Origin of the sequence: Nonomuraea sp. KM88 (assembly GCF_052245635.1) — a bacterium.
Taxonomy (GTDB): Bacteria; Actinomycetota; Actinomycetes; order Streptosporangiales; family Streptosporangiaceae; genus Nonomuraea.
Map to the genome: position 1 here is coordinate 24,077 of NZ_JBQQCC010000013.1, position 14,736 is coordinate 38,812.

At 67.7% G+C, this 14,736-nt stretch carries 15 protein-coding genes and 1 tRNA gene; 9 read left to right on the forward strand and 7 right to left on the reverse strand.

Going from position 1 to position 14,736, the window contains the following annotated elements:
* Nucleotides 1-36 precede the first annotated feature (36 nt).
* Genes ACTWPV_RS32730 through ACTWPV_RS32740 form a run of 3 tightly spaced genes read left to right on the forward strand, consistent with a single transcriptional unit; the run spans nt 37 to nt 2,370 of the window.
* The gene (locus ACTWPV_RS32730) at nt 37-843 is read left to right on the forward strand and encodes a glutamate ABC transporter substrate-binding protein (protein WP_443154733.1); all 807 of its coding nucleotides are present in this window, start codon (nt 37-39) and stop codon (nt 841-843) included.
* Nucleotides 844-859: 16 nt separating this feature from the next.
* Nucleotides 860-1,546, forward strand: coding sequence for an amino acid ABC transporter permease (locus tag ACTWPV_RS32735; protein WP_443154734.1), 687 nt, complete (start codon nt 860-862; stop codon nt 1,544-1,546).
* 11 nt (nt 1,547-1,557) lie between these two features.
* Nucleotides 1,558-2,370, forward strand: a complete 813-nt coding sequence (locus ACTWPV_RS32740; protein WP_443154735.1) for an amino acid ABC transporter permease — start codon at nt 1,558-1,560, stop codon at nt 2,368-2,370.
* Between the two features lie 405 nt (nt 2,371-2,775).
* On the opposite strand, the gene ACTWPV_RS32745 is transcribed toward ACTWPV_RS32740, so the two are convergent.
* Together ACTWPV_RS32745 and ACTWPV_RS32750 are read right to left on the reverse strand one after the other, a co-directional pair.
* Nucleotides 2,776-4,119, reverse strand: a complete 1,344-nt coding sequence (locus tag ACTWPV_RS32745; RefSeq protein ID WP_443154736.1) for an SLC13 family permease — start codon at nt 4,117-4,119, stop codon at nt 2,776-2,778.
* Complete coding sequence (locus ACTWPV_RS32750) at nt 4,109-5,335, reverse strand: CaiB/BaiF CoA transferase family protein (protein WP_443154737.1); 1,227 nt, start codon at nt 5,333-5,335, stop codon at nt 4,109-4,111. Before ACTWPV_RS32750 ends, ACTWPV_RS32745 begins: the two co-directional genes overlap by 11 nt.
* Nucleotides 5,336-5,585: 250 nt before the next feature.
* On the opposite strand from ACTWPV_RS32750, the gene ACTWPV_RS32755 reads away from it, so the two are divergent.
* Nucleotides 5,586-7,139: a PucR family transcriptional regulator gene (locus tag ACTWPV_RS32755; RefSeq protein WP_443154738.1), complete on the forward strand. Its 1,554-nt coding sequence runs from the start codon at nt 5,586-5,588 to the stop codon at nt 7,137-7,139.
* A 207-nt stretch (nt 7,140-7,346) separates the two neighbouring features.
* Here the strand turns inward: ACTWPV_RS32755 and ACTWPV_RS32760 are convergent, their stop codons facing one another.
* The gene (locus ACTWPV_RS32760; RefSeq protein ID WP_443154739.1) at nt 7,347-8,036 is read right to left on the reverse strand and encodes a haloacid dehalogenase type II; all 690 of its coding nucleotides are present in this window, start codon (nt 8,034-8,036) and stop codon (nt 7,347-7,349) included.
* A 183-nt stretch (nt 8,037-8,219) separates the two neighbouring features.
* On the opposite strand from ACTWPV_RS32760, the gene ACTWPV_RS32765 reads away from it, so the two are divergent.
* Nucleotides 8,220-9,170, forward strand: coding sequence for a PaaI family thioesterase (locus ACTWPV_RS32765; protein WP_443154740.1), 951 nt, complete (start codon nt 8,220-8,222; stop codon nt 9,168-9,170).
* A gap of 75 nt (nt 9,171-9,245) precedes the next feature.
* On the opposite strand, the gene ACTWPV_RS32770 is transcribed toward ACTWPV_RS32765, so the two are convergent.
* From ACTWPV_RS32770 to ACTWPV_RS32780, 3 genes are all read right to left on the reverse strand, one after another.
* A tRNA-Lys gene (locus ACTWPV_RS32770) sits at nt 9,246-9,319 on the reverse strand.
* Nucleotides 9,320-9,360: 41 nt separating this feature from the next.
* Nucleotides 9,361-10,287, reverse strand: coding sequence for a nucleoside hydrolase (locus ACTWPV_RS32775; RefSeq protein ID WP_443154741.1), 927 nt, complete (start codon nt 10,285-10,287; stop codon nt 9,361-9,363).
* Between the two features lie 240 nt (nt 10,288-10,527).
* Nucleotides 10,528-10,920 carry an OsmC family protein gene (locus ACTWPV_RS32780; RefSeq protein ID WP_443154742.1) on the reverse strand — a complete coding sequence of 131 codons (393 nt, stop codon included), beginning with the start codon at nt 10,918-10,920 and terminating at the stop codon, nt 10,528-10,530.
* Nucleotides 10,921-11,039: 119 nt separating this feature from the next.
* On the opposite strand from ACTWPV_RS32780, the gene ACTWPV_RS32785 reads away from it, so the two are divergent.
* Both ACTWPV_RS32785 and ACTWPV_RS32790 read left to right on the forward strand, forming a co-directional pair.
* The gene (locus ACTWPV_RS32785) at nt 11,040-11,741 is read left to right on the forward strand and encodes a hypothetical protein (protein ID WP_443154743.1); all 702 of its coding nucleotides are present in this window, start codon (nt 11,040-11,042) and stop codon (nt 11,739-11,741) included.
* Between the two features lie 50 nt (nt 11,742-11,791).
* Nucleotides 11,792-12,568 carry an FAD:protein FMN transferase gene (locus tag ACTWPV_RS32790; protein ID WP_443154744.1) on the forward strand — a complete coding sequence of 259 codons (777 nt, stop codon included), beginning with the start codon at nt 11,792-11,794 and terminating at the stop codon, nt 12,566-12,568.
* 28 nt (nt 12,569-12,596) lie between these two features.
* On the opposite strand, the gene ACTWPV_RS32795 is transcribed toward ACTWPV_RS32790, so the two are convergent.
* Nucleotides 12,597-12,872, reverse strand: coding sequence for a hypothetical protein (locus tag ACTWPV_RS32795; RefSeq protein WP_132503624.1), 276 nt, complete (start codon nt 12,870-12,872; stop codon nt 12,597-12,599).
* A 132-nt stretch (nt 12,873-13,004) separates the two neighbouring features.
* On the opposite strand from ACTWPV_RS32795, the gene ACTWPV_RS32800 reads away from it, so the two are divergent.
* Nucleotides 13,005-13,385, forward strand: coding sequence for a phage holin family protein (locus ACTWPV_RS32800; protein ID WP_347645206.1), 381 nt, complete (start codon nt 13,005-13,007; stop codon nt 13,383-13,385).
* A 7-nt stretch (nt 13,386-13,392) separates the two neighbouring features.
* A complete protein-coding gene (locus tag ACTWPV_RS32805; protein ID WP_443154745.1) occupies nt 13,393-14,721 on the forward strand; it encodes an aromatic amino acid ammonia-lyase in 1,329 nt (442 codons plus the stop codon).
* Nucleotides 14,722-14,736: the final 15 nt, after the last annotated feature.

A 14,736-nucleotide genomic window follows, 5' to 3' on the forward strand; every position in this document is an offset into this window, starting at 1 on the left:
AACACCATGCGGTTCACCTGTCTTATGCGTATCTGCGTGATCGTGATAACGGCGAGCCTGACGCTGGCGGCGTGCGGAGGCGCCGACGACGACGGCCGCAACCTGGTCGATCGCGCCAAGGACGGGCAGCTACGTATTGGCATCAAGTTCGACCAGCCTGGCCTGGCGCTGAAGAAGCCAGACGGCAGCCACGCGGGGTTCGAAGTCGACGTGGCCAAGTACATCGCCAAACAGCTGGGAGTGAACGAGTCCGGCATCACCTGGAAAGAGGCACAGTCCGCGCAGCGAGAAGAGCTGATCAAGAAGGGCGAGGTCGACTTCGTCGTCGCGACGTACTCGATCACCGACAAGCGCAAGAAGGAGGTCTCCTTCGCGGGGCCCTACTTCGTCGCGCACCAGAATCTGCTCATCCGCGCCAACGACAACGACATCACCGGCCCTGAGTCTCTGAACGCCCACCGCAAGCTCTGCTCGACCAAGGGCTCGACCTCCGCCCAGTACGTCAAAGCCACCTACGCCAACGATGTGCAGCTTCAGGAGTTCGACAAGTTCACCGACTGCGTCACCGCCCTACTCAGCGGCACCGTGCAGGCGATGACCAGCGATGACGTCATCCTTGCCGGGTACGCGACGCAGTACAAGGGCAAGCTCAGGCTGGCAGGCAAGGGCTTCACCGACGAGCGGTACGGCGTCGGCCTGCGAAAGGACGACAAGGTCGGCCTCGAGGCGATCAATAAGGCACTCCACCAGATGCAGCAGGACGGTTCATGGCGCGGTTCGCTCGAAACGCACGTCGGCCCCTCGGGCTACAGCATCCCAGAACCCCCGGCCATCGCCCCCTGACACCGGAACGTGCATCGTGTTCGATTTTCTCGACAACCCGGAATACCGTCTGATCGAAGCGTTCTGGACCACGATCGAGCTCACCTTCTACTCCTCCCTCGGCGCGCTCGTCTGGGGGACGATTCTCGCCGTATTGCGCGTGAGCCCGGTCCCCGTCATGCGCGGGTTCGGCACCGTCTACGTGAACATCGTCAGAAACACGCCGCTGACCGTCATCATCGCCTTCACCTCGCTGGGCCTTTCCTCGACGCTCGGGATCAACCTGGCCGCGACGGAATCCCCCACCTCGCTCGCCGACAACTCCTTCCGGCTGGCCGTTGCCGGCTTCACCGCCTACACCGCGACCTTCGTTTGCGAGGCGCTGCGATCGGGCGTCAACACGATTCCGGTGGGTCAGGCGGAGGCGGCGAGAGCACTCGGGCTGAGCTTCTTCCACGTGTTGACTCTGATCGTGTTGCCCCAGGCGTTCCGCTCAGTCGTCGGGCCGTTGACGAACGTGCTAATCGCGCAGCTGAAGAACACCACCATCGCGTCCATCATCGGGGTCGCGGAGGCGTCGCTGCTGATGTCCACCATGGTCGAGAACGAATCCGACGCGCTCTTCGTCGTGTTCGGCGTGTTCGCCGCCATCTTCGTTGCCTTAAACCTGCCACTCGGCCTGGCCCTCGGCTGGCTTGCGAAGAAGGTCGAGGTAAGGCGATGAGCGGACGGACTGTGCTGTTCGACGACCCCGGCCCGCGAGCTCGCGCCCTCCACAGGCTCCTCGGCGTGCTGTTCCTGCTGCTGCTCGCGCTGGGCGCCTACGCGGTATACCTGGCGTTTGATGAGAAGGGACAGTGGGCTGGCGCGTTGTGGCAACCGTTCGTCACGGAGGCCATCTGGACGCGATTCCTGCTGCCTGGACTGCTCAACTCGCTCAAGGCGGCGATACTCTCCATCGTCATCGCCCTGCCAATCGGCGTGCTTCTCGCCATCGGCCGACTCTCGGATCACTCATGGATCCGGATACCTGCGGGTGCCGTGGTGGAATTCTTCCGGGCCATCCCTGTGCTGCTGCTCATGGTCTTCGCAGCCTCGTTCTACGCCTACTACGCTCAACTCGACTCAGGCATCCGGCCCTTGTTCGCGGCGGTGACCGGTCTCGTCCTCTACAACGGCTCGGTACTGGCCGAGGTGGTCCGCGCAGGCATCCTGTCCCTCCCCAAGGGACAGGCCGAGGCCGCGTCGGCGCTGGGGTTGAGTAAAACACAGACCATGGTGAGCATCCTGCTCCCCCAGTCCATCACGCTCATGCTTCCCGCGCTCGTCGGCCAGCTGGCCGTGATCGTCAAGGACACGGCACTCGCTGGGCAGTTGACCATCGGCTACGACGAGCTGATGCGCGCGTCGGGGCCGATAACCGGCAACTTCAACAACACGATCCCAACACTGACCGCCGTCGCCACGATCTACATCCTCCTGAATCTCCTGCTGGCCTGGATCGCGCAACGCCTCAAGCACCGTCTGGGCCTCGAGATACGCCGGTGAACCCCTGCGTTCTCCCCGGGCACGTTCAAGCAGTGCGCCCGTGTGGAGCTCCCCGCCCTCACGTAGCGCGGCTTCGAACCGGACGCTGCTCGCGCATCGCGTTCAGGACTGCCGGGGTCGCGCCGAAGTCCGGTTCTCCGGAAGATCCACAATGACGGCTCCACCGATGGTCCGAGCAGGGTGTGCACCATCAGCAGGGACAGCCCCCGCAGCCCGTAGGGGGCATCCCCCACTCGGCTCGGCCCACGCCTGGCTGGAGGCGGGAGGTGTCCCGAAGGACCCTTCGTTGGCGGCGAGCGTCCGCTCGGTGTGCCAGGCGGCGGGCGTCGGCCCCACCTTGGAGGTGTCGCCGGGGATGAGCGGGACACCGGCTCATCCCCGGCGACGACCACCGTTCGAGCCCGCTCATACTGAGGAGGGCAGCACCAGCACCGCGAAGGTCACGATCGGGGCGATCACGATCAGTGACAGGCCCCAGCGCATCAAACTGGAGAAGACGTTCGCGCGCTTGCTCTCCTCAGAGTTCGCCACGGCCAGGGCCCCCATCGTCGACAACGGGCTGCAGTCGACCACCGAACTGGACACCGCAAGTGCGACGATGAAGGCCGTCGCGCCGATCTGGTCCGTCAGCAAGAACGGGGTCGCGAGCGGCACCACGACTCCGAGCAGAGCGGTAGTCGAGGCGAACGCGGAGACCACAGAGCCAATGAAAAGGATCACGATGGCGGCCAGCAGCGGGGCGTCGATGTCAGCGATGCCACTACCGAGCCAGTCGATGGTGCCCTGTCCCTGCAGGAGAGCCACGTAGGTGATGATCCCGCAGATCAGCAGAACCGTTGACCAGGCCACCTTCCCGACAGCCGCCTGAGCGGAGCCGGTGAACACCAACGAGAGCAGCACAGCGATGGTGAGGGACACGAACCCGACGTCGAGGCCGAACGTCAGGGTCAGGACGACCAGCGCGATGATGCCGACCAGAGTGCAGATCTGCTCGAGACCGAGCCGGCCGGAGCCCTCCAGCGGATCGGGCTCGACGTCGGCGGTGCCGCCGGCCGTCATGGTCGCGCCGGGAGACCGGAGCATCGACTCGGCCCCGGTGGTGCTGTGGACCGGTGCGGTGACGGCTGCGGGAACGGCGCGCTGGGTCAGGAGCTCGCGGCCGCCGAGCGTGATGTACGCAATGGCGGCCAGGATGAGGGTCGTGACGAAGGTGCCCGCGAACAGCAGCAGCGGGCTGGTCGGGAGGCCGGCTCCCGCGCTGAGGCCGTTGACGATGACCCCGTAGATGCCTATGGGCGAGAAGCCGCCGGCAGTGGTGCCCTGGATCACCATCATGCTCATCATCACCGGGTTGATCCGGTGCTTGACGGCGAACTTCAGCGCGATCGGCACGACGATGGCGCAGGCGGCCGGTGCCGCGGCGCCGACGGCGGTGAGGCAGGCCGGGACGGCGAACATGGTCCAGGGCACCAGGCCTGTGCGTCCGCCGACGGCTGCGACGGCCGCTTGCACCAGCCGCTCGACTGTTCCGTTGTAATCGGCGATGGCGAACAGGTAAGTGACGCCGACAAGGATCACGAACATCTCGCCCGGGAAGCCGTCGAGGACCGTCTTGGCCGGGACCGAATAGACGAGACCACCGACGATGAAGGCACCGACCAGTGCGACGGTGCCCATGTTGACCGAGCGGATTGTGCCCAGCAGAAAGATGACGACGAATGCGCTTAGCGCGATGATCTCAACTGGCACGATGCTCACCGTTCCTGGTGCCCCAAGGCAGGTTGTCTTCACTTTGCCGCGAGCCATTGAGGGCCGACCCGCGCGGGCTTGCGTTGTTCTCGCCGTGACCAGCGTCGTTGAGTTCGGCCAGGACGCTCGCGGTGTGCTCACCGAGCGCCGGCACGGACGGGACGGGCGAGTTGTCGGTCCGCAGGTTGAACGGGGCCCGGACGGTCGGCGCGAGACCGCCGCTGGTGCGGATCGACATCCAGCGGTCTCGCGCCCGGAGCTGAGGGTGCTCGATCAGGCCACGCAGGTCGTTGACCTCGCCTGAAGGGATTCCAGCTGCGAGCAGCCGTCGCACGGACTCCTCGTGCCCGATGGCGGTCAGGAGCTCTTCCAGGCGCGGCTCGAGGACACCGCGGTTGCGGACGCGGTCGGCGTTGGTGGCGAAATCCGGATGTTCTGTGAGCTCAGGCGCTCCCAACACGTCCTCGCACAGTGCCCGCCAATGCGATGTCGTCTGAATGGCGAAGTTGACCGACGTCGAAGACCCGGTCCGGTAGAGCCCGTAGGGGATCATCATGTTGTGCCGGGCCCCCTCCCGCCGGGGTGTGCTGTTGGCGTGGATCTGGTGATAGGCGGGCGCCATCATCCATTCGGCGATGCAGTCGAGCATCGAGATCTCGACCAGGCGACCAGCGCCAGTCGTCGACCGCTCGATGAGCGCCGCCTGGACAGCGGCCAGGGCGTACACCGCGGTGCACATGTCCACCACGGAGATGCCGACCTTGGCGAGCTCTTCCTCGGTTCCAGTGACCGACATCAAGCCGGACTCGCCCTGGATGAGCAGGTCGAACGCCTTGCGGTCGGCCATCGGACCGGAGGTGCCGTAGCCGGAGATGGCGCAGTTGACGAGCCGCGGGTTGAGCCCGGCCAGGTGCTCGTGGTCGAACCCAAGCCGGCTCATCGCCCCCGGCGCCAGGTTGTGGACCAGAACGTCGGCCTGGCTCACGAGCCGCTCAAAGCTGGCGCTGCCACCATCGGAGCGCAGGTCCAGCACCACGCTGCGCTTGCCGTAGTTCGCCCACGCGAAGTAGGCCGAGTCTCCGTCGACGACCGAGTCGTAGCCACGCGCCAGATCACCGGCGGGTGCCTCGACCTTGACGACATCGGCGCCAAGGTCGGCGAGGTGCCGGGCGCACAGAGGAGCGGCGACGGCATGCCCGACCTCAACCACTCTCACGCCGCGCAGTGGCGGGCCACAGCAGTGAGTGCTGGTTCTTGTCGACGGTGTGACCGTTGGATGTGCTGTCACGCGTGGCTCCACATGGCTCACGAAATGTGTCGCCTGTCACGCTATGGACCTGGATGGGAACCTACGACGGGCATTACTACGACGTCGGGTGGGCTCCATTGGAACTTCCGCCAACGGACTCGCTGTCACCAGCGGGGACGCACCTACACTCGGTGAGTATCGACAACGGAGGTGAGACGTGCTGCTCTCTGAGCTGCTCATGGCCATCGGCGATGGCCCGCTACGGGCGCGCAGCACGGCGAAGTTCGACCCGGATCTGAACGAAGTGCTGCTCGATGACGGCGCCACCACGATCGGTCCCGGTCAGATCGTCCTTGCCATTCGATCGGGAGCCGAGCAGGACCTCGTCGACCAAGCGGAACGCGCAGGATGCCGTGCGGTAGTCGTGTCCTCGAGCGCGCAGGTGGAGCCTCGCCCAAACGTCGTGGTGCTCGACTCCGACATCGCGTGGACGCCGCTGTTCGTGCTGCTCCGGACGATGCTGCTGGCATCACATGACGAGGCGAGCGACGCCACGGGTCCCAGTTCGGTCCACGGCCTCGCCGATGCGGTGGCCGTCATGGTCGGCGGCTCTGTCGTGCTCTACGACCGCGCCCACCGGGTTATCGCCTATTCGGTTCAGGGCCACGAGATCGACCACGTTCGCCGTGACGCGATTCTCGGCCGCCGCACGCCTGACCAGTGGATCAGACGCTTCACGATCGACCGTACGGCCTACCAGACCTACTCCGAACCCGGCCGCGTGGTGAGGGTCGCCGACTACCAGGACCTGCACACGCGGTTGCGCATCGCCGTGCACACCGGCGACGAAGTCATAGGCGAGATCTCCGTCGCGGAGGGCGCCACACCATTTCCTCCGCATGCAGAGGAGGCCCTGCGACGAGCCGCACGACTGGCAGTGCCTGTGGTGCTGCGACACCACCGCGCACAGGACGCTGAGAGAATCACACGCGAACGAACCGTGCGAACGCTGCTGCGCGAGGGCGCGCTACCCGCGCCCATGTTGTCCGGCGAGGGGTCGAAGGTCGCGCGCGAGCTGTTCGTCCTCGGTTTCGGACTCGACCAGGGGCCCGGGAGCGCAGACGTTCCCCCAGATGAGCAGGTCAGCGAACGGTTCGTCCACTTCCTCTCTCTGCACCTGGGCGCGATCGACGCCTCTTCGCTGGTTGCACCGCTCGACGGCGCATACTGGGCTGTCGTGTCGGCTGGCGTCACCACCCATGGGCGCCTGGTCAAGAGCGCTCAGCTGGCTCTCGGACAGCTGGCCCGGATGGGAGTACGCGCGAACGCGGCCATCGGGCCCCTCGCCGCGACGCCGGAGACGGTGCCGGCGACCAAGCGGATCGTCGAGGACCTGCTGGCAATCGCGCGCTCCGAAGGCAGCAGCGGCCGGATGATGACCCCCGAGACGAGCTGGGCCGGGCTCGTGCTCGTCGCCGCCTGCCGCGGCCTCAATGAGAACAACGCTGTGCCGCGAGGACCCATCGACGCCCTGGTCGCATACGACCAACGCCACGACTCCAACCTGGTCGAGACCCTTGCGACCTTCCTCGACGAGTTCGGATCGATATCAGCCGCCGCATCACGGCTGTACCTGCACCCGAACACACTCAGGCATCGCGTTCAAAGGATCGCCGAGGTGTCCGGCCTCGATCTGAACGACGCCAATGAGCGCCTCGCCGCAGCGATCCTGCTGCGTAGCGCTCACGTGAGCGAATCGCAAGCTGTCTGAGACCACGCATGCGAGCCGAACCACTGTTGATCAACGATGGAGCTTCGTCATCGAGACGCCGGTCATGGGCGTTGTTCCATCGGTTCGCTGCGGCGTCGTGCAAATGGCCGACTGGCGTGATGGCGGTCCACTGGTCAGCGGGTGACATGCCGCTCCTGGCGCGGACCTGAGACTCCGTAGCCAGGAGCGCTATGGCACGCGCGGCAGTCAGATCTCCACCGTGGTCTTCAGCAGGGCGGCGAGTTCGGCCATGTCGGAGACGGTGACGTCGGCGGAGTAGCGTCCGTTGCCGAACGGGCGCTTGCGGCGGTCGACAAACGCCGACCGGAGGCCGGCCGCCTTCGCGCCGATGCAATCGAATGCGTGGTTGGCCACGAACAGGATGTCGTGGCATCCGAGTCCGACGAGCGCGGCCGCGGTGTGGTAGGTCGTGCGGTGAGGCTTGAACGAGTCGGCCTCGGCGACGGACATGACGCGGTCCCACAGATCGGCGGTGCCCGAGTAGGGAACGCCCGCTGCGAGCATGTCCGGGTCCCCATTGGAGAGGATGTACAGCTTGAGCCCGTGCTCCTTCATCTCGGTGAGCGCCTGGACGACGTCCGGGAATGGGTCGAGTCGCGTTATCTCGTCAACGAGTTCGCGCACCTCGTCGTCGGTGTGCTCGATGCCCGCTCGCTCGAGGGTGTAGTCGACGGCCTCGAACCCGATCTGACGGTACGGCGTGTGGTCGCGATGCAGCAGAGCGTCGATCATCGAGTTTTCGAAGTGAGTCCTGCGCCACCAGGTGACCAGGCGCCCAGGCGGGTTCTTCGTGTAACCCTTGCGTTCCAGGTACGGGGCGACCGCGCGGGTCAGGCTTCCCTGCATGTCGACGACAGTGCCGTAGAAGTCGAACATGACGGCCTTCACGTCGCGGATGTCTTCAATGCTCACAGAAACTCCTCGGGTGTGCGTACGTGCTGCACACCGACGCTAGAAGGGTGGGATCGGTGGACGCATTGGACGATTCCTAATGATCGAGCAAGAGTTGTGGTGCGATGTTCCATGGGCTGGGGCGGCAGATGGTTGCAACGTTGACTCATGCCCCTACGCCTGAGTCATGTCGATGTTCTCCGCTCGGTTCGCCGCGACGTTGCCGAGAGCGCGGAGACCGGCGCGCCGCCCTTGGGGCACCTCGCGGGACTTCATCGGGTGCCGACCCAGGACGGCTCCTACGCGCTCGCCTTCGACCTGGAGCGGCCCCTGATGGCTGGCGGGCCGGGCCTCTTGGAGATCGCCATGCTGACCGACCTCGCGTTGGGTGGCGCTATCCGCAACCAGGTCGGTCGAGCGCTGCCGATGCCGACGATCTCGATGACCCTCCAGCTCGCTCCGGGACGAGCCTCGCAGGTGGCAGCGGCCGACAGTGAATGCACGGGACGACTCGATCGCACCGCAACTGCACGCTCCCAGCTCAAGACCGCGGCCGGAGAGATCGTCGGCGACGCGCAGGGCGTCTTCGCGCTTCCGGCGATGCCGTACGACGGTCCCGAGCGAGCCATGCCTTGGGACTGCCTGCCAGGAGACGACGCGGCGGACACTGGGGGCGGCGCCGCAGATGATCTGACGTCGTGGACGCCGGGGACCACCGATGCGGCGCTGGTCGACCGGATCGCCGAGCACGCGTCCCGGACTCCGAGGTGCGCGTGGGGAACGGCGCACGTCGAGCAGCAACTCACGTCCAACGGCGAGAACATCACGCTGACGCCGACCGAGCCCATGGCGAACCGACTCGGTCACGTTCAGGGTGGCGCTCTCTTCACCGCTGCCGTGCTCGCGGCCGCTCGGCGAGGTGAATTTCCGGTCGACTCGCTTGTGACGGGCACGATCGAGTTCATCGATGCGGTGGGGCTGGACGACCAGATCCTTACCCAGGTGTCGGTCCTGCGAGCAAGCGGGCGTTCCTTGTTCGCGAGCGTCTTGGTAGATCAAGGTGAGCGCCGCTGCTGCCACGTCACGACCGTGTTCCGGCGCGACTACGCCATCTCTTGATCTCCGCCTCGCGTAAGACAGGCCGAGAACCGAGAAGCCCCAGACCAAAAAGCACGGCCTGGGGCTTCCACCGGGTGCGCCGCCAGGGACTCGAACCCCGGACCCGCTGATTAAGAGTCAGCTGCTCTGACCAACTGAGCTAGCGGCGCAACAGGTGTAACTGTATCAGCCGCCGAACGGTACCCGCACATCATCCGAGCCTGGCCGCCAGCCCTTCGTACGCCCCCAGCACCAGGTCCCAGAACCGCTTCACGTCCAGCTCCGTTCCCACCTGCGCGTTCGCCTGCCGGTCGCCGATCCTGAAGTCCGTCACCGTCATCCCCCGGGTGTGGATCCCGGCCGTCTCCACGTTCACCACGGCGGGAACGCAGGTGAACAACGACGGATCCAGCACGTACGCCACCGCGCACGCGTCGTGGATGGCCGGGCCGCCGCCGGCCGTGACCTCGCCGTAGAACCGGGCCGCCGGCACCAGCAGGTCGCTGCCCAGCCGCGCGAGCGGGCGCATGCGGTCGAGCACGCCGGTGTTGACCACGGCCGACAGCGTCACGTCCAGACCCATCATCGTCACCGTCCATCCGGCGTCGAAGACGATCGCGGCCGCCTCGGGGTCGGCCAGCATGTTGAACTCGGCCGCCGGGTTGTGGTTGCCCCGCGTGAAGGAGCCGCCCATGATGACCAGGTCGCGGGCCCACTCGACGACGCGCGGCTCGCGGCGTACGGCGAGGGCGAGGTTGGTCAGCGGCCCGACGGCCACCAGGGTGATCTCGCCGGGAGCGGCCCGCAGCGTCTCAGTGATGAAGTCGGCCGCGTGCCCGGGCGACGCTCCCCGCTCGGCCGGGGGCAGCCTCACGTCGCCGAGCCCGGTGGCGCCGTGTACGTGGGAGGCGCGTACGGTGCGCCGCAGCAGGGCTCCGGCGCTGCCCGGCGTCACGGGCACGTCGCCGAGTTCCAGGAACTCCCTGAGCGCCAGGGCGTTGGCGGTGGTCAGCTCCAGATCGACGTTGCCGCCGACCGTGGTGATGCCTGCCAGGCGCACCGCCGGGGACCCCGCGATCAGTGCCAGGGCGAGCGCGTCGTCGATGCCGGGATCGCAGTCGATGAGAACCTTTTTCACGGAAGGCGAGGATACGCATAGATCGGGCCGGGCAGTTCCCCCAAAGCTGCCCGGCCCGATCGGTGGCGGTCCAGGCCGGCGTCTTCCCCCAAAAACGCCGGCGGTCCCGCACTGGCGAACCGCGGTCCCCCTCCGCGTCCGCTCCGGTGAAGGTCTATTGGCCTCTCGACCTGCTACAACGGTACCGAGACGAATGCAACGGTCGCGTCATAACGGGGTCGAATATCTGTTTAATCCCACCTACGGAAGTTCCAACCGAACCTCCGTACCTTCCTGCAGTGACCTGCTCACCGTGCAGTACTTCTCGTGCACCCGCTGCGCCACCGCCTCGAAAACGGCGCGGGCGTCCTCCGACGGCAGCTCGACGTCATAGGTGACCGTCACCGGGCCCAGCTTGCTCTGCTCGACCTTCTCCGCCTGCACGGTCATCTCCAGGCGGACGAGCCGCTTGTTCCGCTGGGCCGTGAGCGGCTCGACGGTCACGATGTTGCACCCGCCCACCGCCGCCAGCAGCAGCTCGACCGGAGTGAACACGCCGTTCTCGTCGCCACCGCCGATCCGCACCTCGGCGCCGCGGGCGTTCGTGGCCCGGAATCCGCCGTCATCAGTCCGCTCCACACGCACATTTGCCATGTTCCCGACCTTAGCCACCGAGCGCAGCGGCGGGTCCGGGGGTGTGCCCGCGGCCCCCTTCACCTGATTCCTCAGCTGCGCTCAGAAACCTTTCATCTTCGTTCAGCACCGTGATGGACATGGCTAGCGAGGCGAATGCGAACCAAGGTCCCATCCTCTTCTGGTGTGGTGTCGCGGTAGCCGAGTTCGGCGCGATCCCACCGGGTCTCGGCCATCCGTGGAGCCCTGTCTCCTACCTCACCGCGGCGCTGCTCGCCGGGATCGGCCTGCTCAGCGTCAAGGCCGCCGGCCACCTGCGCACCGAGGAGGCCAGGCAGCGGCTGCGGCTCGGCGGCTACCTGACCGGAGGGCTGCTGGTGGCGTACCAGGTCGGCGCGGCGCCCCAGGCGACGGAGCCCGGCCGCGTGGCCTGCCTGCTCCTGTACGCGCTGGCGGCCGTCATGGCGGTCCTGAGCCACCGCGTCCCGCCGGAGAGCAGGCCGGTCCTGCTGATCGCCACCGGCGTCGATCCGCGCTCCCTGCGCGCCCGCCTGGCGAGGGCCGCCGACACCGTGGCCGTCTACCGCACCGAGCGCGCCACCGACGAGCTGCGCGACCTGGAGGCCACGTACGGTCTCGTCCTCGTCGTCGGCCGGGAACACGACCCGAGGGTCAAGGAGCGTCTGAGCGCCTCCGGGCTGAGCCGCGAGATCCCCGACATCGCGGAGCGCGAGGTGGTGGTGGCCGGTCCGCGCCCGTTCAAGCGGTACGTCAGCGGCGCGTTGTCACGCCTCGCCATCCCCAGATCACAAATCCGTTTCGAAAACGGACACAGGGTTTAGGCCGACGTTACGCGTCATCTGAGACGGTAGGTGACGGACAAGGAGGCAAGGTGACGACTTTCCCCGGAACCGCCCGTGTCGAGATGGTCATGGGCATGCCCGTCAGTGTGGACATCCGCACGGCGCTCCCGGCACGCGAGACGACCCCTCTGCTGGACGACGCGTTCGCCTGGCTCAGGTGGGTGGATGACACCTTCAGTCCGGTCAAGGAAGACAGCCAGATCGGCCGGCTCAACCGCGGCCAGACCATCGAGCAGATCCCCGAACTCATCGAGGTCCTGCACCGCTGCGACGAGCTCAGCAGGCTCACGGACGGCTGGTTCGAGGCCCGCATCAACGGCGTGACCGACCCGTCCGGCTACATCAAGGGGTGGGCGCTCGAACGCCTGTCGCGCGCGCTGGTCAACGCGGGCGCCGGCGACCACCGCATCAACGCGGGCGGAGACATCAGGCTGCGCGGCTCGGCCTCCCCCGGCAAGCGCTGGCGGGTCGGCATCCGGGACCCGCACACGGACCTGGTCCGCAAGGTCGTCCTCGCCCACGACCTGGGCATCGCCACCTCGGGCGGCGCGCCCATCGTCAACCCGCGCACCGGCGAGGTGCAGCGCGGGCTCGGCTCGGTCACGGTGATCGGGCCCGACCTCGGCATGGCGGACGCCTACGCCACCGCCATCTACGCCATGGGGCCCGTCCTGGCCAGGCGCTTCGCCGCCCGGCTCGCGGAGTCGGGGCCGTACGAGACGATGATCATTCTGCGGGACGGGCAGGACGTCAGCACGCCCGGCTTCGCCCAGTACAGCGGCGGCCAGGCCCAGCTGGCGGGCTGATCCGGGGCGCGAGCCGGGCGCGCGCGGGCTAGGCGTCGGGGTGCTTGCGCAGATATTCCAGGTAGATCGGGCGCAACGCCTCCCCCAGCTCGCCCTCGCCCGACGCGATGGCGTCGCTGAGCAGCGCCGAGACCCTGCTGAGGTCGTTGGCGCTCTCGTCATGGTGACCGGTGGCGGCCTCCGCGGCGGGGATCACCTTCAACAGGTCCCACAGAAACCCCAGGTCCCCATGGCGTACGGCATAACGCACCGCCCGATCGTGCAACTCGTTGGCCGGCAACGACTCGAGCCCGTTCGCGTTCATCTCGTACCTCCCCTGCACGCACCTTCCCGAGCAGGACGGGCCATAACCGGCGACCACCGGCGGTGACCGCCGCGCATCGCCGTGCTCATGCCTCTATCGCGGCGCCGCTCCCAAGTGGGAGGATCAAGCAGCGTGAGATTCATCATCAGAACCCTTGCGGCAGCGGCGGCCCTGTGGGTCGCCATCCAGCTCGTCCCGGGAATCGGCATCGATCTCGAGACGAACACGGCGCAATACTGGGGCGTCCTGGTGATCGTGGCGCTGATCTTCGGCATCATCAACGCGATCGTCAAACCCATCGTCAAGACGCTGGGCTGCGCGCTCATCGTGCTGACGCTCGGCCTCTTCCTGCTCGTGATCAACGCCGCCATGCTGCTGTTGACGGGCTTCATCGCCGAGCAGGTCGACATCCCCTTCCACGTCGACGACTTCTATCCGGCCGCGTTCTGGGGCGCGATCATCATCAGCGTGGTGAGCTGGCTGCTCGGCCTGTTCATCCCCGACAACGACTGAGTCCCCCATGGAGCTCGACGGTGCCGGCCTGACGTGCGCGCAGGTGCACGAGGCGGCCTACGACGGGGCCCGGGTCACGATCTCCTCCCTCGATCGGGCCCGGGCCGCGTGGGCCACCGCCCAAGGGCTGCGGGGCCCCGTCTACGGACGGAGCACCGGAGTCGGCGCCAACAAGGCCGTCACCGTGGAAGCCCCCGGCCTCGACCTGCTGCGCAGCCACGCGTGCGGCGCCGGCGCGCCGATCTCGCCCGCCCGCGCGAGGGCGATGCTCGTCGTCCGGCTCAACCAGTTCGTCGCGGGCGGATCCGGCATCGATCCGGCCGTGCTCCCGGTGCTGGCGCACGCCGTCAACGCCGGTTTCACCCCGCCCGTCAGGACGTACGGCGCCATCGGCACCGGCGACCTGACGGCCCTGTCCATCACCGCCCTGTGCCTGCTGGGCGAGCTCCCCTGGCGCCACGACGGCGCCGCGCCGACCGACGAGCCGCGCTTCCCGCTGGCGTCGAGCGACGCGCTGCCGTTCATCAGTTCGGGTGCCGCCACGCTCGCCGACGCCGCCATCGCCTGCCACCGCCTGCGCCTGCTCCTCGAAGCGGCGGTCGACGTCGCCGCGATGTCGTTCACCGCCGTCGACGCCTCCGCGGAGCCGCTGGCCGCCGCCGTCCAGGAGGCCCGCCCCCATCCCGGGCAGGCCGTCGTCGCCGCCCGCCTGCGGGCCCTGCTCAGCCAGGGGCTGGCCACCCGCATCCAGGACCCGTACGGGTTCCGGGCCTTCGCCCAGGTGCACGGCGCGGCCGTGGACGCGCTCGACCGGACCACCGCCACGATCGAGATCGACCTCAACGCGGCGACCGAGAACCCGCTCATCTCCGGCACTCTGGCCTGGCACAACGGAAACTCCCACGCGGCCCCTGTGGCGCTGGCCCTCGACGCGCTGCGGGCGGCGATCGTGCAGACCGCCCAGCTCAGCACCGCCCGCCTGGCCGCGCTCATGGACCCGGCCTACACCGGCCGCCTGCCGTTCCTCGCCCGGCAACGCGGCGAATCCGGGGCCCTGATCCTGGAATATGTGGCTCAGGACGCCATGGCCGTGCTGCGCCACCTCGCGGTGCCGGTGACGACGGGCACGGCGGTGATCTCGCTCGGCACGGAGGAGCACGCGAGCTTCGCCACCCAGGCCGCCCGCCTCGCCCTGCGCTGCCTGGAGCCCCTGGCGCTCGTGCTGGCCTGCGAGCGCACCGCGGCTCTCAGGGCCCGCCAGGCCCCGCCTCAGGACCGGCCGCTCACCGACGACCTGGAGGCGTCGCGCCGCGCCCTGGCGGGACACCCGGAGTGAGCCGCTGTCAGCGGC